This is a genomic window from Sphingobium ummariense RL-3, assembly GCF_000447205.1.
Lineage (GTDB): Bacteria > Pseudomonadota > Alphaproteobacteria > Sphingomonadales > Sphingomonadaceae > Sphingobium > Sphingobium ummariense.
On the sequence record NZ_AUWY01000112.1, the window covers coordinates 48,372 to 69,195 of the forward strand.

A 20,824-nucleotide genomic window follows, 5' to 3' on the forward strand; every position below is an offset into this window, starting at 1 on the left:
TTATTCCATCATGCCGTGGGGGCGCCATGAATATGCGCAAGGGGGGATTGGTGCCATTCTACGATCTCGACCGCCAGGAACGGATCAGGCTGACGGAGACGGCGATCGCGAAGGGAGAATCGCTTCACTCGCGATGGATCGCGTTAGAGGCACCCGAAGCCAAGGGCTGGAACGCGCGGGCCGCGGCGGCCGCCGAGTGGCTACAGGGCTATCGCTCTGTTCTGGACCTGGGTTGCGGAACCATGATCCTGGAACCCCATCTTGCCGACACGGTTCGCTATTATCCCTGCGACATAGTGGCACGTGATGATCGGACGGTTATCTGCGATCTCAATCTTGAACCGCCACCTGTGGTCGAAGCAGAGGCCGTCGCCTGCCTCGGCCTCCTCGAATATCTTCACCAACCCCAATCCGTCATGGCCGCGCTCGCCAAAAATTACCCGATCGCCGTCGTCAGCTACTGCGTTATCGATGCGATGAATCCTTCGAAAGACCGGCGCGCGCATGGCTGGGTCAATGATTTCGATTCGGTGGGCATCGCCACCATGTTCGAGCAAGCGGGGTGGCATATAGAGCAGCGCAAAGAGCATGGTGCCTTTCAAATGCTCTGGCAATTATCCCGCTGACGCAAAACGGGACGCTACCGCCCTTCCAGCCGCTGCGAGAAATACACCATCTGCATCGCCTGAAGACGCGCGCCCTGCTCGATGTCGGCATCGCCCGAATGCCCGCCGGCCGTGTCCTCGTAGAACAGGTAGGGGATGCCATATTCCTTCAGCCGCGCGGCGAACTTGCGGGCGTGCTGCGGCCCCACCCGGTCGTCCTTGGTGGTCGTCCAGATATAGGGCGTGGGATATTTCTCCCCCTTGCGGATGTTGGCATAGGGCGAAATCTTCTGCAGGAACGCCTTTTCCTCCGGCACCGAGACGCTGCCATATTCGTCGACCCAGGACGCGCCCGCCGCGATCTGCTCGTAGCGGATCATGTCGAGCAGCGGCACCTGGATCACCACCGCGTTCCAGAGGTCCGGATGCTGGTTGAACTCCACCCCCATCAGCAGGCCACCATTGGACCCGCCATAGATGCCGAACTTGGCCGGGCTGGACAGCTTGCGCGCGAAGATGTCCTTCGCCACGGCGGCGAAATCGTCATAGATGATCTGCCGCTTGGTCTTCAGCCCCGCCTCGTGCCAGGTCGGTCCGAACTCGCCGCCGCCGCGGATATTGGCGAGGACGAAGCTGTTGCCGCGCTCCAGCCACAGCTTGCCGGTGATCGCGGCATAGCTTGGCGTCATCGGTATCTCGAAGCCGCCATAGGCGGTCATGATCGTCGGCGTGGAACCGTCGGGCTTCATGTCCTTCCGGTGGACGATGAAATAGGGGATCTTGGTCCCGTCGCTCGACGTCGCCTCGAACTGGTCGACGGCGAGGCCCGTCGCGTCGAAGCGCGCCGGCATCGCCTTGACCTGCCGGGGCGCGGGCGCGGCGGCGTCCATCGCCCAGAGCGTCGTCGGCGCGAGGAAGCCGGCGACCGACAGATAGGCCTCATCGCTCTTGTCGGTCGATGCGGCGATGCCGATGGTCGCATTGTCGGGCAGCGCGACCTTCGTCGTGGTCCAGCCGCCAGCGCCGGGCGCCAGCACCAGCACGCGCCCGCGCACATTGTCGTTGATGCTGAGGATCACGCGGTTCTTCGTTGCCGCGACGCTGTCGATCGACTGGCGAGGCCCGGGAGCGAACAGGATCGCGGGTTTCAGCGTCTCGCCCGCCTGAAGCGCCTTCAGGGGCACGCTCACCAGCGCGCCGGTCGGTGCGGACACGCCGCCGCTGGCCCAGGCTTCGCTGAGGCGCACCAGCACCTGACCGTCGACCATGCCCTCGATGCTACTCTTCATGGGCAGCGGCATCTTCTTCAAGCCTTGGGGCGTCAGCAGCCAGCTCTCATTGCCGAAGAAGGTGACGCCACGATAGAGATAGGCCGCGCGGTTGCCCTGCCCGTCGGAGATCACGCCGGGATAGACGCCGACCTGGTCGCTCTCCTCGCCGCGATAGATCTCCTTCGCCGCCGACAGCGGCTCGCCGCGCTTCAGCGTCTTCACCTCAAAGGGATAGCCTGACGCGGTCATGCTGCCTTCGCCCCAGTCGCGCGCCAGCAGGATCGTGTCCTTGTCCAGCCACGCCTCGTTCTGCTTCGACTTGGGAATGTCGAACCCGCCTTTGACGAACTGGCCGGTCTCCAGGTCGAACTCGCGCAGGCTGACGGCATCCTCGCCGCCGTCGGACAGGTTGAGCAGCGCCAGCCGTTCTTCCGGGTCAAGGATAGTCGCGCCCTTCCACACCCATTTCTTGCCCTCGGCCTTCGACAGCGCGTCGAGGTCAAGCACGGTGGTCCAGCGCGGCGCGTCGGTCGCATAGTCGGTCTGGCTGGTCACCCGCCATATGCCCTGCGGATGGTCGGCGTCGCGCCAGAAATTATAGACCTTGCCACGGATCAGCATCGGCATCGCGATCCGGTCCTTGGCCGATGCGATCGCCAGCGCATCGCGGTAATAGCCCTGGTAGCGCGCATCGCTCTGCAAGGTCCCAAGCGTCGCCTTGTTCTCCGCCTCCACCCACTGCATCGCGCGCGGGCCGGTCCAGTCCTCCAGCCACACATAGGGATCGTCGGCGGAGGCGGCGGAGGGCGGCGCGCCTGCGCCGGTCAGCAGGGCAGCGGAAACCAAGGCGATCATCCTTTTCATATTGAATTACGTCCCCCGCGATCCGTCATGCGCGCCCGACGATAGCGCCTGCGCAGCAAAGCGCCAGCCACCAGCAGGGGCAAGGCGGTGAGCGAGGCGGCCAGTCCCAGCAGCAGCGGTGACCAGCCGAAAATGCTGTGCACCCCGAAGGCGGAGGGCAGGATGACAAGCAGCATGCCCAGGGTCAGCAGCCACAGCCCGTAGCGTCGCGGTCGCACCGCGACCATGCGCATCTCGTGCCGCCATGCCTTGCGCCCGGCTTTTGTCGAAAGGTCGGGCTTCATGCCGCCTGTTGGGTCCGTGTGGAAAACTCCGCCCGCGCCTTCACAACGTCCGCATAATGATCCTGTATCCAATGGAACATCGGGCCCAGCGCATGTTGCAGCGATATGCCCATCGGCGTCAGCGCATATTCGACATGGGGCGGCACGGTCGCGAAGTCATGGCGGGCGACGAGGCCGTTCGCCTCCAGCGCGCGCAGCGTCTGGGTCAGCATCTTCTGGCTGATCCCGCCGATCCGGCGCTTCAATGCCCCATTGCGGTTCACCCCCTGCCCGATCACCAGCAGGATCAGCAGGCTCCATCGGTCGCCGATCAGGTCCAGCAGATCGCGCGAGGGGCAATCGGATTTGCAGGGATCGACCTTTTCCACCCAGTCGGGAACATTCATGGCAGGCACTCCAAGGTGCGTACTTAACTTTGAGTACCTATGCACTCATGTCTCCTTCCGCAAGCCGGAAGCGGCCCATCATGCGAAGGGAGTTTTCATCATGAGCAAGGTTGCGATCGTCTATCATTCGGGTTTCGGTCATGCCGACGTGCTGGCGCATGACGTGGCGCAGGGCGTCACCGACAGCGGCGCCACCGCCGCGCTGCTGCGGATCGAGCCGGGCCAGGCCGACTTTTCCGATTTCTTCGAGGCGATGGCCGACGCCGACGCGATCGTCTTCGGATCGCCGACCTATATGGGCACGGTGTCCGCGCCGATGAAGGCGTTCATGGACGCCAGCGCCAAGGTCTATTTCACCAAGCAGTGGAAGGACAAGCTGGGCGCCGCCTTCACCGTTTCGGGCTCACCCTCGGGCGACAAGCTCAACACGCTGACCTCGCTCGCCATCTTCGCCGCGCAGCACGGCATGCTGTGGATCGGCACCGGGCAGAATCCCGGCAATAACGACGACACCAGCGCCGCGACCGACGTGGAGAACCGCCTCGGCAGCTTCATCGGCGCGATGGCGCAGGCGGCCAATGATTCGCCGGAGGTGACGCCGAAGGCCGGCGACCGCGCCACCGCCCGATCGCTGGGCGCTCGCGTCGCCCGGGCTGCCGCGCGCTGGCGCCGGGGCGCCGATGCGCCCTTGCCGGAGGCCGCGCTTGTAGGCTAAGGACCAAGGCTATCCCCGGGGGACCGCTCACAGGCGGTTGAGAGGCGGCTGATGTGGCCGCGACCCGCTGAACCTGATCCGGATAAGACCGGCGGAGGGAGGGACGGCTTGTCATCCGCAATCCGCCCGCCTTCCGCCCATTGAGGCGAAAGGAGGACGAGCGGACATATGGATACGATTTCCGTCCTGACCCTGCGCCTCGCCGAGGCGATCGGCCTCTACCTGATCGTGATCGGCATTTCCGGCCTTGCCGGGCCGCAGCGCTGGCGCGCGGTGATGGACGATCTGGAACGCTTGCCCGGCCTCGTGATGGCGTTCGGCTTTCCGGTGTTCCTGGTCGGCGCCGCGCTCATCCTCATCCACAGCATCTGGCGCGATCCGCTCAGCATCCTGGTCAGCCTGATCGGCTATGTCGCGCTCGCGGAGGGCGCGCTGCTGCTGGCCGTGCCCGCGCCGCTGCTGAAGCTCGGCCGCTGGTCGCTGCGCTACATCCGCGGCTGGGCGATCGCCTCGATCCTGCTTGGCCTTCTGTTCTTCTATGCAGGCCTTACCGGCCGCGCCACCCTTTGAAAGGAGCCCTCCATGGCCGATATCCCCGCCCGCACCGAAATGCGCGTCACGACCGGACCCATTCGCGGGTCGAAGAAGATCCATGTCGGTCCCCTGCGGGTCGCGATGCGCGAGATCGCGCTGGAACCGTCGAGCGGCGAGCCGCCGGTGCGGGTTTACGACACGTCCGGCCCCTATACCGACCCCGATGCGCGGATCGACATCATGGCGGGCCTGCCGCAGCTACGCCGCGACTGGATTATGGGCCGTGGCGACGTGGAGGAATATGACGCCCGCGCGGTGAAGCCGGAGGATAACGGCCTTAAGGGACCGGACCGCTCGGGCGGCGTGCAGCCCTTCCCCAATGTGGTGAAGCGCCCGCTGCGCGCGAAAGCCGGCGGCAATGTCAGCCAGATGCACTATGCCCGGCGCGGCATCATCACGCCGGAAATGGAATATGTCGCCGAGCGCGAGAATCTCGGCCGCGCCCGCCTGGCCGAATATGTCCGCGACGGCCAGAGCTTCGGCGCGTCCATCCCCGACTATGTGACGCCCGAATTCGTCCGTGACGAGGTCGCGCGCGGCCGCGCCATCATCCCCAGCAACATCAACCACCCGGAATCGGAGCCGATGGCGATCGGCCGCAATTTCCTGGTCAAGATCAACGCCAATATCGGCAACAGCGCCGTCGCGTCCGATGTCGCGGCAGAAGTCGACAAGCTGGTCTGGTCGATCCGCTGGGGCGCGGACACGGTGATGGACCTCAGCACCGGCCGCAACATCCACGACACGCGCGAATGGATCCTGCGCAACTCGCCGGTGCCGATCGGTACCGTCCCGATCTACCAGGCGCTGGAGAAGGTCGGCGGCATAGCCGAGGATCTGACGTGGGAAATCTTCCGCGACACGCTGGTGGAGCAGGCCGAGCAGGGCGTCGACTATTTCACCATCCATGCGGGCGTGCGGCTGGCCTATATCCCGATGGCAGCGAAGCGCGTTACCGGCATCGTGTCGCGCGGCGGGTCGATCATGGCGAAATGGTGCCTGGCGCACCACAAGGAGTCGTTCCTCTACGATCATTTCGACGAGATCACGGAGATCATGAAGGCCTATGACATCGCCTATTCGCTGGGCGACGGCCTGCGCCCCGGCTCCATCGCCGACGCCAATGACGAAGCGCAGTTCTCCGAACTCTATACGCTGGGCGAGCTGACCCACCGCGCCTGGAAGCAGGACGTGCAGGTGATGATCGAAGGGCCGGGCCATGTGCCCATGCACAAGATCAAGGAGAATATGGAAAAGCAGCTGCAGGTCTGCGGCGAAGCGCCCTTCTACACGCTGGGGCCGCTCACCACCGACGTCGCGCCGGGCTACGACCATATCACCAGCGCGATCGGCGCGGCGCAGATCGGCTGGTACGGCACGGCGATGCTCTGCTACGTCACGCCCAAGGAGCATCTGGGCCTGCCCGACCGCGACGATGTGAAGGTCGGCGTCGTCACCTACAAGCTCGCCGCCCATGCCGCCGACCTCGCCAAGGGCCACCCGGCGGCTCAGGTCCGCGACGATGCGCTGAGCCGCGCAAGGTTCGAGTTCCGCTGGCGCGACCAGTTCAACCTGTCGCTCGATCCCGACACGGCGGAGCAATATCACGATCAGACCCTGCCGGCCGAAGGCGCGAAGACCGCCCATTTCTGTTCGATGTGCGGTCCGAAATTCTGCTCGATGAAGATCACGCAGGAAGTGCGCGACTTCGCGGCGAAGAAGAACCAGCCCGCCGACGGCTTTTTGGAAGCCGGGTTGACCGGCGCGGAAGTGGCCGAAGCGAGCAAGGCGGCAGCGCTCAAGGGCATGGAGGAGATGAGCAAGCTGTTCAAGGAGACTGGCAGCGAGCTGTATATGGGCGCGGGGGACCGGGAGCATGATTGAGGCTGGCCACCGATGATCCGACACCGGTTGGTTGGGCTGCTCCGGCGGTTCACCCGGCAAGCTGCCCGGAATCAGTTCGATTCGGCAAAGTGACCGCATCCCCCGATGTTCCAGGCACCTTCTATGTGGAGGATGGGTGCTGCATGTCCTGCGGAGTGTGGGAGGATGTGGCACCCGATCTGCTGGCTTTGGTGCCGGATGGCGACCCTTCACATTGCCATGTCGCATGTCAGCCGGAAACGAGGAAGAATTGTCCCGGATGAATGGAGGCCATTCACGATGGGGAAGTGGACTGTATCCGGGCGCGCAACTGTCGGCCGGATTGGGCGCAGCGGCTGCGACAGGCTGGCCTTGGCCACCAAATTGACCCGAACTGATCGAGCGCCCTTGGTCCTTCATGCCAGTGATGTTATAACCCCCGTATGAACGCACCCCTCAAAATCACCAAGATCGGCAACAGCGCCGGCGTCATCCTGCCTAGGCTCAGGACTCGTTGATCACAGCCAGAAGAGCACGGTAGCTGCGAGAGCGATGGCGGAGAAGAAGACGGTTGGGCAGCGGTCGTAGCGGGTTGCCACACGGCGCCAGTCTTTCAGGCGGCCGAACATGATCTCGATGCGGCTGCGGCGTTTGTATCGGCGCTTGTCGTATTTCACTGGAAAGGAACGGGATTTCCGGCCCGGGATGCAGGGCGTGATGCCCTTTTGCTCGAGCGCGTCCCTGAACCATTCGGCGTCATAGCCCCGGTCAGCCAGCATCCACTGCGCCTTGGGCAGATCATCGAGCAGGGCTGCCGCGCCGGTGTAATCGCTGATCTGGCCGGCCGTGATGAAGAAGCTCAAGGGGCGGCCGTTGGCATCGGTGACGGCGTGAAGCTTGGTGTTCATGCCGCCCTTGGTCCGTCCGATCAGGCGGCCGAGATCCCCTTTTTTACCCCAAGGCTGGAAGCCGTGCGGTGGGCCTTGAGATAGGTCGCATCGATCATGAGGGTCTGCGGTTCGGCTTTCTGGGCGGACAGACCCTCCATCATCCGGCCAAACACGCCCATCTCGCCCCACCGTTTCCATCGGTTGTAGAGCGTCTTGTGCGGACCGTATTCCCTGGGCGCGTCTCGCCAGCGCAGCCCGTTGCGATTGACGAAGATGATCCCGCTCAGCACCCGCCGGTCATCAACCCGAGGCTTGCCGTGACTCTTGGGAAAATACGGCGACAAACGCGCCATCTGCTCGTCCGTCAGCCAATACAGGTCGCTCATGCTCAGTCTCCTCGCGGAGCCTGAATCACATCGCTCTCAGCCAATCAATGGGTCCTGAGCCTAAGGAGTTGCTGGCGCATCTCAACGCCGCCACGGGCGATACGCTGTCCGTCGTTCTCACGCCGCGTGGCATCGAGCTTTCCGCCGCCGAGCCGGATTTCGACGCCCAGATGGCCGCCGCGCGCGAGGTCATGGCGCGGCGCAAGCGAGCGCTACGCGAACTCGCCAAATAGTGGCGCTGGACGACTGGATATGGGTGACGCCGGCCGTCGCCTTGGCCGCCCATGCCGAGCAGATTGCCGAACATGGCGGGGGTGGCGATGCCCTGCGCGATCACGGCCTCTTCGAAAGCGCCATGGCGCGACCGCAGCAGCTTGTTCATTATGGCGATCCTGATGCGGCAGCGCTGGCGGCCGCCTATGCTTACGGCCTCGCGCGCAACCATCCTTTCGTTGACGGCGACAAGCGGATCGCGGCGGTCGTCAGCGAAACCTTCCTGCTGCTAAACGGCTTCCGCCTTGCGGCAAGCGACGCCGAACTGGTGGTCGCCTTTCTGGACCTTGCAGCCGGCACCCTGTCCGAAGACGAACTCGCCGACTGGTTCCGCGAGCATCTCGCTCCCTGAGGATGCTTCCCTCTCCCTTCCCATGCGGGATTTCCTCTGCTCTATCTCTTGATGGGCAGCCCGATCATCCGCCGCCTGCTTCGCCGCCATGGCGTGAACGAGAGGAGAAGGTATGACCGGCACAGATGCCTCAGCCCTGATCGACGAAAAGCTTGCTGCGCTTCCCGACTGGCGCGGCGCGGCCCTTGCCCGCATCCGCGCCCTGATCCGCGAGGCCGACCCGGAGGTCGAGGAGACGGTGAAATGGCGCAAGCCCTCCAACCCCTCCGGCGTGCCGGTGTGGGAGCATGCGGGCATCCTTTGCACCGGGGAGACCTACAAGGCCTATGTGAAGCTCACCTTCGCCAAGGGCGCGTCGCTGGACGATCCCGCCGGCATCTTCAACGCCAGCCTCGACGGCGGAACGCGCCGGGCGATCGACATCCGCGAAGGCGACACGATCGACGAGGCAGCCTTCAAAGCGCTGGTTCGCGCGGCCGTTGCCCTTAACCTTTCAGGCTCGGCACCGAAGCGGTGCTGACCGATCGGGTCATCCGCCTCCGATTAGGCCCGTCTCTGGTCAATATGACCGGAAGTTGATTGAAACGAGGCCGATCCGGCTAGACCGTCGCGCCGAAAAGTCGGAAATCGCCTTGCGAGGCGCCTATAATGCGATCCATGACGACTCCGCCCTTCGCCGCCTTCGCCCCGCCCGTCCGCCAGCCTTCGCCGCTGCGCCAGGCGATCACCGCCGCCTATCGCCGCGAGGAGGCGGAAGCGCTTGGGCCGCTGATCGAGGCGGCGACGCTGCCGGAGGAGACGCGCGCCGCGATCCGCGAGACTGCCCGGACGCTCGTCACCCGGCTTCGCGCGGGACGCAGGGGCAGCGGGGTCGAGGGGCTGGTGCAGGAATATTCGCTCTCCAGCCAGGAGGGCGTGGCGCTGATGTGCCTGGCCGAAGCGCTGCTGCGCATCCCGGACGACGCGACGCGCGACGCGTTGATCCGCGACAAGATCGCCGACGGCGACTGGAGCGGCCATCTGGGCGGCGGCAAGTCGCTGTTCGTCAACGCCGCGACCTGGGGCCTGGTGGTCACGGGCAAGCTGGTCGGCAGCGTGGACGACAAGGGACTGGGTGCCGCGCTCGCCCGCCTGGTCGCCCGCGCGGGAGAGCCGGTCATCCGCCGCGCCGTCGACCTCGCCATGCGGATGATGGGCGAACAGTTCGTCACCGGCGAGACCATCGCCGAGGCGCTGAAGCGCGCGAAGGCGCAGGAGGCCAAGGGCTTCCGCTATAGCTATGACATGCTGGGCGAGGCGGCAACCACGGCCGCCGACGCGGCGCGCTATTTCGCCGACTATGAGCAGGCGATCCACGCCATCGGCAAGGCTTCGGCGGGCCGGGGCGTGTATGAGGGGCCGGGCATCTCCATCAAGCTATCCGCGCTTCATCCCCGCTACAGCCGCGCGCAGGTGGACCGGATCATGGCCGAGTTGCTGCCCGCGGTGAAGCGCCTGGCGCTGCTGTCCCGGCAGTACGACATCGGCCTCAACATCGACGCCGAGGAGGCCGATCGGCTGGAGCTGTCGCTCGACCTGCTCGAAAGCCTGGCGCTCGATCCCGATCTTGCGGGCTGGAACGGGCTTGGCTTCGTGGTGCAGGGCTATGGCAAGCGCTGCCCCTTCGTCATCGACTGGATCGTGGACCTCGCCCGCCGCGCGGGCCGCCGCATCATGCTGCGCCTGGTCAAGGGCGCTTATTGGGATGCGGAGATCAAGCGGGCGCAGGTCGATGGCCTGACCGACTTTCCGGTTTATACGCGCAAGGTCCACACCGATGTGGCCTATATCGCCTGCGCCCGGAAGCTACTGGCGGCGCGTGACGCGGTGTTCCCGCAATTCGCGACCCACAATGCGCAGACTCTGGCGACAATCCATCATCTCGCCGGGCCGGATTTCGCGGTTGGAGACTATGAGTTCCAGTGCCTGCACGGCATGGGCGAGCCACTCTACGAACAGGTGGTCGGCGCCGACAAGCTGAACCGCCCGTGCCGCATCTATGCGCCCGTCGGCACGCACGAGACGCTGCTCGCCTATCTCGTCCGCCGCCTGCTGGAAAATGGCGCCAATTCCTCCTTCGTCCACCGGATCGCCGATCCTGCCGTGCCGGTCGAGGATCTGATCGCCGACCCGGTGGAGGTGGTGCGCGCCATGCCCCGGCCCGGCGCACGCCATGACCAGATCGCCCTGCCCGCCGATCTCTATCCCGACCGCCGCAATTCGAATGGCATCGACCTCAGCGACGAGACTGCGCTGGCCACACTGGCGCTGGCGTTGCGGGAAAGCGCGGGCATCGCCTGGAGCGCCGGGGAAGAAGGGACGGCGCGTCCTGTCCTCAACCCCGCCGACCATCGCGACGTGGTCGGCACCGTCCACGAGGCGTCGCCCGAGCGGGCCCTGGCCGCCATGGAGCGCGCCACCGCCAGTGCCTGGCCGCACACGCCCGTCGCCGAGCGGGCGGCGATGCTGGACCGCGCCGCCGATGCGATGCAGGCGCGCATGCCGATCCTGCTGGGCCTCATCGTCCGCGAGGCCGGCAAGTCGCTGCCCAACGCCATCGCGGAGGTGCGCGAGGCGATCGATTTCCTGCGCTATTATGCGCAGCAGGCCCGCGCGACCCTGGACGAGGACCAGCACCCGCTCGGTCCGGTCGTCTGCATCAGCCCCTGGAACTTCCCGCTCGCCATCTTCACCGGACAGGTCGCCGCTGCGCTCGCCGCGGGCAATCCGGTTCTCGCCAAGCCGGCCGAGGAAACCCCGCTGATCGCCGCCGAGGCGGTGCGCCTGCTGCACAAGGCCGGCATAGCCGCCGATGCGGTGCAGCTGGTCCCCGGCGACGGCGCGATCGGCGCCGCGCTGGTCGGTGCGGCGCAGACCGCGGGCGTGCTCTTCACCGGATCGACCGAGGTCGCCCGACTGATCCAGCGGCAACTCGCCGCGCGGCTGTCACCGGCGGGCAGGCCCATCCCCCTCGTCGCCGAGACCGGTGGGCAGAATGCGATGATCGTCGATTCCTCCGCCCTTGCGGAGCAGGTGGTGGCGGACGTGCTCGCCTCCGCCTTCGACAGCGCGGGCCAGCGCTGCTCGGCGCTGCGCATCCTCTGCCTGCAGGAGGACGTCGCCGACCGGACGTTGACGATGCTGAAGGGCGCGCTCAAAGAATTGCGCATCGGCCGCACCGACCGCCTGGCCGTCGACATCGGCCCGGTCATCACCGCCGAAGCGCAGGCGACCATCAATGCCCATATCGGCGCGATGCGGGCGCTGGGCCGCAAGGTCGAGCAACAGGCGCTGACGCCCGAATGCGCGCACGGCACCTTCGTCCCGCCGACCATCATAGAGATCGACTCCATAGCCGACCTGAAGCGGGAGGTGTTCGGCCCGGTGCTGCACGTGCTGCGCTATCGTCGCGAGGCGCTCGATGCGCTGATCGACGCGATCAACGCCACCGGCTATGGCCTGACCTTTGGCCTGCACACCCGGCTGGACGAAACCGTCGCCCATGTCACGGCGCGCGTGAAGGCAGGCAATCTCTATATCAACCGCAATGTCATCGGCGCCATCGTCGGCGTGCAGCCATTTGGCGGGCGCGGCCTTTCGGGCACCGGCCCAAAGGCGGGCGGACCGCTCTATCTCGGCCGGCTGGTGCAGCAGGCATCCGGCTTCGTCACGGGCGTAGGTCATCTGGGTTCGCCGATCAATGCCTTCGCCGACTGGCTGGACGCGCAGGGCGAGAGCGAGGCGGCCGCCGTGGCCCGCGCCTATGGCGACCGTTCGGCGCTGGCCATTGAGCGCACGCTGCCGGGGCCGGTGGGCGAACGCAATCTCTATGCTCTGCATCCGCGCGGTACCGTGCTGATGCAGCCCGCCACGCGGCAGGGCCTGTTCGACCAGATGGCGGCGGTGCTGGCGACCGGCAATCGCGGGCTGCTGCGCGGCATGCCGCTGCCCATGGACCTGCCTCCCGCGATCGCGGGGTCGTTCACGACGCAGGCCGAACCCGTCGCCGTCGCGCTGGCCGAGGGTGGTCCGGAACGCATCACGGCGCTGGCGCAGGAGCTTGCCAGCGCGGACGGCCCCATCGTCCCGCTGCACGCCGTTCCGACCGGCTGCACGGGCTTTTACCCCATCGACCTCTTGCTGGAGGAAGTCTCGACCTCGATCAATACCACCGCGGCCGGCGGAAATGCGAGCCTGATGATGATCGGCTGACGGAGTAGCTAGGCGGGGAACATCCCGATCAGCTTCGCCAGAGCCATCCTGACCGCCGCGCGCTGTTCCTTCTTCGGCGACATGCCGATCCGCACCACGGTCAGCCGCTGGCCGGGCGATACGAGCACATATTGCCCGTTATGCCCGACGCAGCCGAACAGGCTGTCGGGCGCCTGGCCCGGCATCAGCGCGCTTTCCTCCGACGCGCGGTTGAGCCAGAGGTGCGCACCATAGGCCGGGTTGCGCGCCGACGGGGTGCGCATGAAATCGATCCATTTTTCCGGCACGACCTGGTGCCCGTTCGGGCCCCGGCCGTGGTTGCGCAGTAGTTCGCCGAAACGCGCATAGTCCCGGGCGGTCATGTGCATGAAGCTGCCGCCGATCATCGTCCCCGCCCGGTCATATTCGACCGTCAGGCTGGAAAGCCCCGCCGGCACCACCAGCCGCCCGTCGATGAAGGTCTGCATCGCCCGCTGCCGCGCGGCCGGGTCGGCGCTGTTGGTCAGCATCCGCCCCATCAGTCCCGACAGGATGAGGCTGCTGCCCGTGCTGTAGGAAAAGACCGTCCCGGGCGGGTGCGCCACCGGCTTGGCCTCGGCAAAGGCCGCCATGTCCTGCGCGCCGTCGGTGAACAGCATGCGCGGCGTATCGCCTGCCTGCACGGGCTCGGCATCCTCGAGATGGTCGAGGCCCGAGGTCATCTGCAGCAATTGCCGCAGGGTGATACGGCCGCGCGGATCGCCGGGCTGGCTCCAGGCCTCGACCGGCACCGGCGCGTCCAGCGCCAGCCGCCCGTCGGACACCATCAGCCCCGCGAGCACTGCCGTCACGCTCTTGGCAATCGACCAGGACAGCAGCTTCGTTTCCGGCGCGAAGCCGGGCGCATAGCGTTCGGCCACGATCCGGCCGCCTCGCATCACGACCAGGGCGCGGGTTTCCCCCATCTCGCCATCGTCGAACAGCGGGTCGATCGCGGCGCGCAGCGAGCTCTCGCTCACCGCCGCATCGGCCGCCACGCGATAAACCGGATCGGGCGATGCCGCGCGTCCACTCAACATCCCGACGGTCGCGAGCGCAGCCACCGCGCACAGGGCGATGCCAAGGCGCTTTACGATTCGTCTGTCGGGCTTCATAAGCCGGCGCCCTTAGCACGGGATTCGAAAAAGGGGAGCCATGTCCGCACGGCGGAGGACGATAGGAGTGGCGGCGGCCATCGCAGCGCTGATACTGGCAGCGCTGCTGGCCTGGCACTGGCCGGCGCTCGTCGGCCGGGCGCGACTCGGCGCCGCCTATGGCGCGCGCGTCGCCTGTTCCTGCCGCTATGTGGAAGGGCGACCGATGGGCAGCTGCCAGTCCGACAAGGAGCCGGGCATGGCGATCGTCACCCTGGCAGACGAGCCTGAGGCGAAGGCGGTGAAGGCCAGCGTTCCGCTGCTCGCCACCCGGACGGCGCGCTATCGTCCGGGCTGGGGCTGCCTGCTCGACCCGGCGAAATAACGCCCCCGCCGGACTGGTCCCCGCGCCGGCCACCCGCTACAGCGCCTGCCATGCGTCCCGACATCCCCGCGCTGCTCCACGACGTGTTCGGCTTTCCTGCGTTCCGCGGCGTGCAGGAGCAGGTCGTCGGCCGCATCATGGAGGGGCGGCCCACGCTGGCGATCATGCCGACCGGCGCCGGCAAGTCGCTCTGCTACCAGTTGCCCGCCGTCGCGCTCGACGGCTGCTGCGTGGTCGTGTCGCCGCTGATCGCGCTGATGCACGACCAGCTTCGCGCGGCGCAGGCGGTCGGCATCCGCGCCGCCAGCCTGACCAGTGTCGATGCCGACTGGCGCGAGACGCAGGACCGGCTCCGGGGCGGCGATCTCGACCTGCTCTATGTCGCGCCGGAGCGCGCCTCGGGCGAGGGATTCCGCAGCCTCCTGCGATCGGCGCGGGTCGCGCTCTTTGCGATCGACGAAGCGCATTGCGTGTCCGAATGGGGCCACGACTTCCGACCCGACTATCGCCTGCTGCGCCCGCTGCTGGACGAGTTTCCGGACGTGCCGCGCCTGGCGCTGACCGCGACCGCCGATGCGCATACGCGGGAGGATATCCTGGTGCAGCTCGGCATCCCGCGCGACGGGATGGTGATCGCCGGGTTCGACCGGCCCAATATCCGCTATGCCGTCCATGCGCGTGATGGCTTGCCGCGCCAGCTCGCCGACCTCGTCGCCGCCAGTCCGGGTCCCGGCATCGTCTATGCGCAGACCCGCGCCGCGACCGAGAAGCTGGCCGAGGGGCTGGAGCGTACCGGCCGCCCGGTGCGCATCTACCATGCCGGGCTGGAGCCGCAGCAGCGCGCCGCCAACCAGGCCGCCTTCATCGCCAGCGAGGACATGGTGATGGTGGCGACCATCGCCTTCGGCATGGGGATCGACAAGCCCGACGTGCGTTTCGTCGCCCATGCCGGCCTGCCCAAGTCGATCGAGGGCTATTATCAGGAATCGGGCCGCGCCGGCCGCGATGGAGAGCCTGCCGCCGCGCATCTCTTCTGGGGCGCGGAGGACTTCGCGCGTGCCCGCCAGCGCATCGGCGAGCTGGAACCCACCCGCCAGCAGGGCGAGCGCGCCCGCATCGCCGCGCTGGGCGCGCTGGTCGAGACCGGCACCTGCCGCCGCGCCATCCTGCTGCGCCATTTCGGCGAAAGCCCGCCAGCCACCTGCGGCAATTGCGACAATTGCTTGGCGCCGCCCGACAGCATCGACGCGACCGAGACGGCGCGCAAATATCTGTCCGCCGTGTACCGCACCGGCCAGAGCTTCGGCACGGGCCATATCGAGGCGGTGCTGACCGGCGCCGTCACCGACCGCATCCGCGAGCGCGGGCATGACCGCATCTCCGTCCACGGCATCGTGACCGGGGAAGAGACGGCCCTGCTCCGCCCTGTGTCACGCGCCCTGCTGGTACGCGACGCGCTGGAAACGACCGAGCATGGCGGGCTGATGCTCGGCCCCAACGCCCGCCCGATCCTGCGCGGCGAGGAGGAGGTGCGCATCGTCCTGCCACCGAAGCGCGAGCCTCGCCGCCGCAGCGCCCGTAACGGCAGCGAGGCCAATCCGGTCGGCGATCCGCTGTTCGACGCGCTGCGTGCCTGTCGCCGCGAGCTGGCGCAGGAGGCGGGCGTAGCGCCCTATGTGATCTTCCATGATTCGACGCTGCGGGAAATGGCCGAGCAGCGCCCGGCCTCGCTGGCCGAGCTGGCCACCGTCAGCGGCGTTGGCCAGCGCAAGCTCGACGCCTATGGCGACGCCTTCCTGGCTGCGATCCGGCCGTTTATCTAGAAGGCGTCAGCGGCGCAGGCGCGGCTCGTAGCGCAGGCGCGCTGCATTCACGCGCTCGATCAGGACGGCGATGGCGGGGCTCCCTCGAAACAACGATCTGGAACGGCAAGGCCGCGCATGCGGTCGCTGAGAGCGGCGAAGGTCTTGTCGAAGCTGTCCATGCTGATGTCCCGATGAAGCGGCATGCCCCTCCATCGGCCAAACATGGTTAAGAAGGTGTTATCGTTGCGGTGAGGCACGCCGCCAGCCCTTCGCGGAAGGTGGGATGGCGTGGGTTCCAGCCGAGCAGGCGTTTCGCCCGGCCGTTCGCGACCCGGCGATTTTCGGCGTAGAAGGCGCGCGCGGCAGGGGAAAGGGCGGCATCCTCCAGAGCGAGCAGTGGCGGATGCGGTAGGGCGAGCAGGTCGCAGGCCGCCTCTATCACCGCATTTTGCGGCGCGGGCAGGTCGTCGGCGAGGTTGTAGATGCCCGGCGGCCCATCGAAGGAGGCGATCACGCCCGCGACGATGTCGTCGACATGGACACGGCTGAAGACCTGGCCCGGAAGGTCGATGCGATGCGCCTTCCCGTCGCGCACGCGTTCGATCGCCGAGCGGCCTGGACCATAGATCCCCGGCAGGCGGAAGCGGCGCATGTCGGCACGCAACGCCCCCCAGGCAAGATCGGCCGCGGCGCGGGCGGAGCGGCGCCCCGTGCCGACCGGGCTTGCCTCGTCAACCCAGGCGCCGCCGGTGTCGCCATAGACGCCGGTGGAGGAGAGATAGCCGGTCCAGAGGGCGGGGGCGGCGGCGAGGGAGTCGCCATAGCGGACCAGGACGGGATCGCCCTCCCCCTCCGGCGGGATGGAGGAGAGGATGTGCGTGGCCCGGGCGATGGCGGCGCGGACGGCGGCTTCATCATCGAAGGCCAGCGATCGGGCATCGGCCGAGCGCCTGACCCCGGTCACATGCCAGCCTTCGCCCCGCAGCCGGTCTGTAAGACGCGCGGCGGTATAGCCCATGCCCAGGATCAGCATATGGGCCATGACGGACCTCCCGTCCTAGACGGTAAAGCTCTCGCCGCAGCCGCAGCTGCCCTTGGCATTGGGATTGTTGAAGACGAAGCCGGCGGTGAAGTCGTCCTCCACCCAGTCCATCGTCGAACCCACCAGATAAAGCACGGACGCACCGTCGATGTAGAAGGTGCCGCCGGGCGTCACGATCTTTTCGTCGAAGGCCGCTTCCTGCGTCACATAATCGACCGAATAGGCCAGGCCCGAACAGCCACGACGCGGAGTCGAGAGCTTGACGCCGATGGCGCCTTCGGGCGCTCCGGCCATCAGTTCAGCGATGCGCGCTTCCGCGCTCGGCGTCAGGATGACGGCGGCGGGGCGGGCGCGGGTCTTGGTTTCCGTGGTCATCACAGCATTCCCAGTTCGAGCTTGGCCTCGTCGCTCATCTTCTGCGGGTCCCAGGGCGGGTCCCAGACGAGGTTCACCTCCACATCGCCGACGCCCGGCACCGCGCCGACGCGCAGTTCGACCTCGCCCGGCATGGATTCGGCGACCGGGCAGTGCGGCGTGGTCAGGGTCATGGTGACGACGGCATGGCCGCCCTCCGCCACGTCGACGCCGTAGACGAGGCCGAGGTCGTAGATGTTCACCGGGATTTCCGGATCGTAGATTTCCTTCAGCGCATCGATGATCGCTTCATACAGGTCGCCGCCCGGCTCGCCCGCGGGCTGGGGTGCCGGCGCGGCCGAAAGGAAGCCTTCCAGATAGTCACGCTTACGCGCCAGCGGCTGCTCGGCCGCATCCTCGACACGCGCCCTGGGCGGGGCGTCCACCGCCGCCACTTCCTCGACCATGATCTTGCGCTCTTCGTTCATCCGAAGATCTTCCTTACCCGTTCCAGTCCTTCGACCAGCGCATCCACGTCGCTCTGGTCGCTGTAGATGCCGAAGCTGGCCCGCGCGGTCGCCTCGACGCCCAGATGCCGCATCAGCGGCTGGGCGCAATGGTGCCCGGCGCGGATGGCGACGCCCGTTTCGTCCAATATGGTGCCGACATCGTGCGGATGCACCCCCTCCACCTCGAAGGAGAGAATGCCGGCCGAATCCTCCGGGCCGAAGAGCCGCACGCTGTTCAGGCTCTCCAGCGCGGCGCGCGCCCGGCCGACCAGCGCGCATTCATGGGCGTGGATCGCGTCCAGCCCGATGCCCTCCACATAGTCGATCGCGGCGGCTAAACCGACCACACCGACGATATGGGGCGTCCCCGCCTCGAACCGGGTCGGCGGCGGGGCGTAGGTGGTCTTCTCGAAGGTCACCTTGTCGATCATCGAACCGCCGCCCTGATAGGGGGGCATGGCGTCGAGCAGCTCTGTCCGCGCCCACAGCACGCCGATGCCGGTCGGGCCGTAGAGCTTGTGCGCCGAGAAGACGTAGAAGTCGCAGTCGAGCGCCTGCACGTCGACGCCGAGCCGCGGCACCGCCTGGCAGCCGTCGATCAGGATCTTCGCACCGCCGGAATGCGCGATGTCGGCGGCGCGGCGGCAATCCAGTACGCTGCCGAGCACGTTCGACACATGGGCAAGCGCCACCATCCTGTGCCGGGGCGTGATCATCGCCTGCATGGCGTCGAGGTCGATCCTGTGGTCGACGGTCAGCGGCACCACGTCGATGGCGGCGCCGACCTTCTCCGCCGCGATCTGCCACGGCACGATGTTGCTGTGATGCTCCAGCGTCGAAAGCAGGATGCGGTCGCCGGCCTCGAGCTGCGTGCCCGCCCAGCATTGGGCGACGAGGTTGATGCCCTCGGTCGCGCCGCGCACATAGACGATCTCGGCCTCGGACCGGGCATTGACGAACAGGGCCACCTTCCGCCGCGCCGCCTCATAGGCGAGCGTCATGTTCGCCGAACGCGCATAGACGCCGCGATGGACCGTCGCATAGTCCTCGCCATAGGCGCGGGCGATGGCGTCGATGACCGCCTGCGGCTTCTGCGCGGTGGCGGCGCTGTCGAGATAGTGCCAGTCGCGCACGCCGGGGAAATCGGATCGGAGGTCCAACCTTCCGTTCGCTTCGAGCAACGGTGGGGAAGAAACGGTCATACCAGCGTCTCCAGCTTGGCGAGCGCGGCCGCCTCCAGCCTGTCCTTCACCGCTTCGTCCGGCACGCCGTCGAATACGCCGGCAACGAAGGAGCGGAGGAGCAGGGTCTTGGCGGTCGCCGGGTCCATGCCACGGCTCGCCATGTAGAACAGGGCCTGCCTGTCCAGCTCGCCCACGGTCGCGCCGTGGGCGCATTTCACGTCGTCGGCGAAGATTTCCAGCTCCGGCTTGGCATTGGCCGTGGCGGTTCGGTCCAGCAGCATGGCCTTCACCGACTGGAAAGCATCGGTGCGCTGCGCGTCGCGGGCGACGTTGATGCTGCCCAAATAGCTGCCGGTGGCGCGCTGGCCCAGGATCGAGCGGATCGTCTGGCCGCTGGTGGCGTCGGGTTGCGCATGGGTGACCTTGGTGACGATCTCCAGTGTCTGGTCGCCGCCGCCGATGATCGCGCCGCCGAGCTCGAAATGGCTGTCCCGGCCGAGCGTCACGTCGAACGTCACCCGGCCGAGCTTCCCGCCGATGTTGAGCAGGTGGAAATCGAGCCGCGCCCCGTCCGCGATGTCGATCACATAATCATGAATGGCGGCCGCGCCTTCGGCCGCGTTCTGGATCAGATGATAGGCCTCCGAAGCGCCCGGCTGGATGGCGATGCGCGCGGGGGCAGGGAGCGGCCAGACGGAAGCGACGGCATCCAGGTCACTGTAGCGCCATTCTTCCTGCTTGCGGGTGGGCAAGGCGAGCGCTGTCATGGGCGAACCTCCTCCGCGTCTCTGTGTCTCCGCGTGAGAAAATTTCGTTCACGCGGAGACGCGGAGACGCGAAGAGAAAGAATCAGGCTCACGCCACCACCTCGGCATAGCCTTCGCGTTCCAGTTCCAGCGCCAGTTCGGGGCCGCCCGACTTCACGATCCGGCCTTTGGCGAGGACGTGGACGAAATCCGGCTTCACATAGTCGAGCAGGCGCTGGTAATGGGTGATAAGCAGCACAGCCTTGTCGGGCCTGCGCATGATCGCGTTGATGCCCGCACCCACGACCTTGAGCGCGTCGATGTCGAGGCCGGAGTCGGTCTCGTCCAGGATCGCCAGCTTCGGATCGAGAATCCCCATCTGCACCATTTCGGCGCGCTTCTTCTCACCGCCGGAAAAGCCGACGTTCACCGGGCGCTTGAGCATCTCCATGTCGAGGCCGAGCAGCGCGGCCTTTTCCTTCGCCAGCTTGATGAAGGCGCCACCGGACAGCGGCTCCTCTCCCCGCGCCTTGCGCTGGCTGTTCAGGCTTTCGCGCAGGAACTGGAGATTGGAGACGCCAGGGATCTCGACCGGATACTGGAAACCCAGGAAAAGCCCGGCGGCGGCGCGCTCGTGCGGCTCCAAGCTGAACAAGTTCACACCGTCGAATGAGGCCTCGCCGCCGGTCACTTCATAGCCGGGCCGGCCGCCCAGCGTGTAGGCGAGGGTCGACTTGCCCGCGCCGTTCGGCCCCATGATCGCATGGACCTCACCCGCGTTGATGCTGAGCGACAGGCCCTTCAGGATCGCCTTGCCGTCGATTTCATTGGAGAGATTGTCGATTTCAAGCATGAGCCATTCCCGGCGCTGAATTTCCAAAATTCCTCCCCCGCAAGGGGAGGAGGACCAAATAGTGGTGGAGGGGTGTCCCGCTCACGATAGCGAAATAGCC

22 protein-coding genes and 1 riboswitch are annotated in these 20,824 nt (G+C 66.8%); of the genes, 10 read left to right on the forward strand and 12 right to left on the reverse strand.

What is annotated here, in order from left to right; genetic code table 11:
• Positions 1-26 precede the first annotated feature (26 nt).
• The gene (locus M529_RS40840) at positions 27-626 is read left to right on the forward strand and encodes a class I SAM-dependent methyltransferase (protein WP_021319000.1); all 600 of its coding nucleotides are present in this window, start codon (positions 27-29) and stop codon (positions 624-626) included.
• 14 nt (positions 627-640) lie between these two features.
• On the opposite strand, the gene M529_RS40845 is transcribed toward M529_RS40840, so the two are convergent.
• Genes M529_RS40845 through M529_RS40855 form a run of 3 tightly spaced genes read right to left on the reverse strand, consistent with a single transcriptional unit; the run spans position 641 to position 3,410 of the window.
• Positions 641-2,731: a prolyl oligopeptidase family serine peptidase gene (locus tag M529_RS40845; protein WP_031295204.1), complete on the reverse strand. Its 2,091-nt coding sequence runs from the start codon at positions 2,729-2,731 to the stop codon at positions 641-643.
• 5 nt (positions 2,732-2,736) lie between these two features.
• Complete coding sequence (locus M529_RS40850) at positions 2,737-3,024, reverse strand: hypothetical protein (RefSeq protein ID WP_021319002.1); 288 nt, start codon at positions 3,022-3,024, stop codon at positions 2,737-2,739.
• Positions 3,021-3,410, reverse strand: coding sequence for a winged helix-turn-helix transcriptional regulator (locus M529_RS40855; RefSeq protein WP_021319003.1), 390 nt, complete (start codon positions 3,408-3,410; stop codon positions 3,021-3,023). Before M529_RS40855 ends, M529_RS40850 begins: the two co-directional genes overlap by 4 nt.
• Before the next feature lie 100 nt (positions 3,411-3,510).
• On the opposite strand from M529_RS40855, the gene M529_RS40860 reads away from it, so the two are divergent.
• The 3 genes from M529_RS40860 (at position 3,511) to thiC (ending at position 6,603) form a co-directional block, all read left to right on the forward strand.
• Positions 3,511-4,125 (forward strand): flavodoxin family protein, encoded by a 615-nt coding sequence (locus M529_RS40860; protein WP_021319004.1) that lies wholly within the window; start codon positions 3,511-3,513, stop codon positions 4,123-4,125.
• Between the two features lie 6 nt (positions 4,126-4,131).
• Positions 4,132-4,242, forward strand: a riboswitch (TPP riboswitch).
• A 51-nt stretch (positions 4,243-4,293) separates the two neighbouring features.
• Entirely contained in the window at positions 4,294-4,695 is a 402-nt protein-coding gene (locus M529_RS40865) for a DUF2065 family protein (RefSeq protein WP_021319005.1), read from the forward strand.
• Between the two features lie 12 nt (positions 4,696-4,707).
• The gene (thiC, locus tag M529_RS40870; RefSeq protein WP_021319006.1) at positions 4,708-6,603 is read left to right on the forward strand and encodes a phosphomethylpyrimidine synthase ThiC; all 1,896 of its coding nucleotides are present in this window, start codon (positions 4,708-4,710) and stop codon (positions 6,601-6,603) included.
• A 497-nt stretch (positions 6,604-7,100) separates the two neighbouring features.
• On the opposite strand, the gene M529_RS48535 is transcribed toward thiC, so the two are convergent.
• Positions 7,101-7,858, reverse strand: a protein-coding gene (locus M529_RS48535; RefSeq protein WP_128830903.1) for an IS5 family transposase whose coding sequence is annotated in 2 segments (ribosomal slippage) — positions 7,101-7,525 and positions 7,525-7,858 — 759 coding nt in all. Because the reading frame shifts where the segments join, the coding sequence is not laid out codon by codon here.
• Positions 7,859-7,905: 47 nt separating this feature from the next.
• Here M529_RS48535 and M529_RS40885 point away from each other — a divergent pair.
• From M529_RS40885 to putA, 4 genes are all read left to right on the forward strand, one after another.
• Positions 7,906-8,091 (forward strand): AbrB/MazE/SpoVT family DNA-binding domain-containing protein, encoded by a 186-nt coding sequence (locus M529_RS40885; RefSeq protein ID WP_051184077.1) that lies wholly within the window; start codon positions 7,906-7,908, stop codon positions 8,089-8,091.
• Positions 8,091-8,483: a type II toxin-antitoxin system death-on-curing family toxin gene (locus M529_RS40890; protein WP_021319008.1), complete on the forward strand. Its 393-nt coding sequence runs from the start codon at positions 8,091-8,093 to the stop codon at positions 8,481-8,483. Before M529_RS40885 ends, M529_RS40890 begins: the two co-directional genes overlap by 1 nt.
• A gap of 112 nt (positions 8,484-8,595) precedes the next feature.
• The gene (locus tag M529_RS40895) at positions 8,596-9,003 is read left to right on the forward strand and encodes a DUF1801 domain-containing protein (protein WP_021319009.1); all 408 of its coding nucleotides are present in this window, start codon (positions 8,596-8,598) and stop codon (positions 9,001-9,003) included.
• A gap of 137 nt (positions 9,004-9,140) precedes the next feature.
• Positions 9,141-12,734 carry a trifunctional transcriptional regulator/proline dehydrogenase/L-glutamate gamma-semialdehyde dehydrogenase gene (gene putA, locus M529_RS40900; RefSeq protein ID WP_021319010.1) on the forward strand — a complete coding sequence of 1,198 codons (3,594 nt, stop codon included), beginning with the start codon at positions 9,141-9,143 and terminating at the stop codon, positions 12,732-12,734.
• A gap of 8 nt (positions 12,735-12,742) precedes the next feature.
• On the opposite strand, the gene M529_RS40905 is transcribed toward putA, so the two are convergent.
• The gene (locus tag M529_RS40905) at positions 12,743-13,867 is read right to left on the reverse strand and encodes a serine hydrolase domain-containing protein (RefSeq protein WP_021319011.1); all 1,125 of its coding nucleotides are present in this window, start codon (positions 13,865-13,867) and stop codon (positions 12,743-12,745) included.
• 106 nt (positions 13,868-13,973) lie between these two features.
• Between M529_RS40905 and M529_RS40910 the strand changes: the two genes are divergently transcribed.
• On the forward strand, positions 13,974-14,231 hold the full coding sequence (locus M529_RS40910) for a hypothetical protein (RefSeq protein ID WP_408021301.1): 258 nt from the start codon (positions 13,974-13,976) through the stop codon (positions 14,229-14,231).
• Between the two features lie 50 nt (positions 14,232-14,281).
• Entirely contained in the window at positions 14,282-16,054 is a 1,773-nt protein-coding gene (gene recQ / locus M529_RS40915; protein WP_021319013.1) for a DNA helicase RecQ, read from the forward strand.
• A gap of 59 nt (positions 16,055-16,113) precedes the next feature.
• Here the strand turns inward: recQ and M529_RS50605 are convergent, their stop codons facing one another.
• The 7 genes from M529_RS50605 to sufC form a co-directional block, all read right to left on the reverse strand.
• Positions 16,114-16,239 (reverse strand): hypothetical protein, encoded by a 126-nt coding sequence (locus M529_RS50605; protein ID WP_021319014.1) that lies wholly within the window; start codon positions 16,237-16,239, stop codon positions 16,114-16,116.
• Between the two features lie 23 nt (positions 16,240-16,262).
• Positions 16,263-17,078, reverse strand: coding sequence for a Rossmann-fold NAD(P)-binding domain-containing protein (locus tag M529_RS40920; protein ID WP_021319015.1), 816 nt, complete (start codon positions 17,076-17,078; stop codon positions 16,263-16,265).
• Between the two features lie 15 nt (positions 17,079-17,093).
• Entirely contained in the window at positions 17,094-17,453 is a 360-nt protein-coding gene (locus M529_RS40925; protein ID WP_021319016.1) for a HesB/IscA family protein, read from the reverse strand.
• Entirely contained in the window at positions 17,453-17,920 is a 468-nt protein-coding gene (locus M529_RS40930; RefSeq protein WP_021319017.1) for an SUF system Fe-S cluster assembly protein, read from the reverse strand. Before M529_RS40930 ends, M529_RS40925 begins: the two co-directional genes overlap by 1 nt.
• Entirely contained in the window at positions 17,917-19,143 is a 1,227-nt protein-coding gene (locus M529_RS40935; RefSeq protein ID WP_031295208.1) for a cysteine desulfurase, read from the reverse strand. The genes M529_RS40930 and M529_RS40935 overlap by 4 nt, the downstream gene beginning before the upstream one ends.
• Positions 19,140-19,892, reverse strand: a complete 753-nt coding sequence (locus tag M529_RS40940) for a SufD family Fe-S cluster assembly protein (protein ID WP_021319019.1) — start codon at positions 19,890-19,892, stop codon at positions 19,140-19,142. Before M529_RS40940 ends, M529_RS40935 begins: the two co-directional genes overlap by 4 nt.
• 88 nt (positions 19,893-19,980) lie before the next feature.
• Positions 19,981-20,724, reverse strand: a complete 744-nt coding sequence (sufC, locus tag M529_RS40945; protein ID WP_021319020.1) for a Fe-S cluster assembly ATPase SufC — start codon at positions 20,722-20,724, stop codon at positions 19,981-19,983.
• Between the last annotated feature and the right edge of the window lie 100 nt (positions 20,725-20,824).

What these genes read in the sequence shown, in the direction of transcription:
- M529_RS40860 (WP_021319004.1), top strand. Translation starts at nt 3,511, where the DNA reads ATGAGCAAGGTTGCGATCGTCTATCATTCGGGTTTCGGTCATGCCGAC.
- sufC (WP_021319020.1), bottom strand. Translation starts at nt 20,724, where the DNA reads ATGCTTGAAATCGACAATCTCTCCAATGAAATCGACGGCAAGGCGATC.
- M529_RS50605 (WP_021319014.1), bottom strand. Translation starts at nt 16,239, where the DNA reads ATGCCGCTTCATCGGGACATCAGCATGGACAGCTTCGACAAGACCTTC.
- thiC (WP_021319006.1), top strand. Translation starts at nt 4,708, where the DNA reads ATGGCCGATATCCCCGCCCGCACCGAAATGCGCGTCACGACCGGACCC.
- M529_RS40840 (WP_021319000.1), top strand. Translation starts at nt 27, where the DNA reads ATGAATATGCGCAAGGGGGGATTGGTGCCATTCTACGATCTCGACCGC.
- M529_RS40930 (WP_021319017.1), bottom strand. Translation starts at nt 17,920, where the DNA reads ATGAACGAAGAGCGCAAGATCATGGTCGAGGAAGTGGCGGCGGTGGAC.
- M529_RS40865 (WP_021319005.1), top strand. Translation starts at nt 4,294, where the DNA reads ATGGATACGATTTCCGTCCTGACCCTGCGCCTCGCCGAGGCGATCGGC.
- M529_RS40845 (WP_031295204.1), bottom strand. Translation starts at nt 2,731, where the DNA reads ATGATCGCCTTGGTTTCCGCTGCCCTGCTGACCGGCGCAGGCGCGCCG.
- M529_RS40940 (WP_021319019.1), bottom strand. Translation starts at nt 19,892, where the DNA reads ATGACAGCGCTCGCCTTGCCCACCCGCAAGCAGGAAGAATGGCGCTAC.
- recQ (WP_021319013.1), top strand. Translation starts at nt 14,282, where the DNA reads ATGCGTCCCGACATCCCCGCGCTGCTCCACGACGTGTTCGGCTTTCCT.
- M529_RS40885 (WP_051184077.1), top strand. Translation starts at nt 7,906, where the DNA reads ATGGGTCCTGAGCCTAAGGAGTTGCTGGCGCATCTCAACGCCGCCACG.
- M529_RS40935 (WP_031295208.1), bottom strand. Translation starts at nt 19,143, where the DNA reads ATGACCGTTTCTTCCCCACCGTTGCTCGAAGCGAACGGAAGGTTGGAC.
- putA (WP_021319010.1), top strand. Translation starts at nt 9,141, where the DNA reads ATGACGACTCCGCCCTTCGCCGCCTTCGCCCCGCCCGTCCGCCAGCCT.
- M529_RS40895 (WP_021319009.1), top strand. Translation starts at nt 8,596, where the DNA reads ATGACCGGCACAGATGCCTCAGCCCTGATCGACGAAAAGCTTGCTGCG.
- M529_RS40920 (WP_021319015.1), bottom strand. Translation starts at nt 17,078, where the DNA reads ATGGCCCATATGCTGATCCTGGGCATGGGCTATACCGCCGCGCGTCTT.
- M529_RS40850 (WP_021319002.1), bottom strand. Translation starts at nt 3,024, where the DNA reads ATGAAGCCCGACCTTTCGACAAAAGCCGGGCGCAAGGCATGGCGGCAC.
- M529_RS40905 (WP_021319011.1), bottom strand. Translation starts at nt 13,867, where the DNA reads ATGAAGCCCGACAGACGAATCGTAAAGCGCCTTGGCATCGCCCTGTGC.
- M529_RS40925 (WP_021319016.1), bottom strand. Translation starts at nt 17,453, where the DNA reads ATGACCACGGAAACCAAGACCCGCGCCCGCCCCGCCGCCGTCATCCTG.
- M529_RS40855 (WP_021319003.1), bottom strand. Translation starts at nt 3,410, where the DNA reads ATGAATGTTCCCGACTGGGTGGAAAAGGTCGATCCCTGCAAATCCGAT.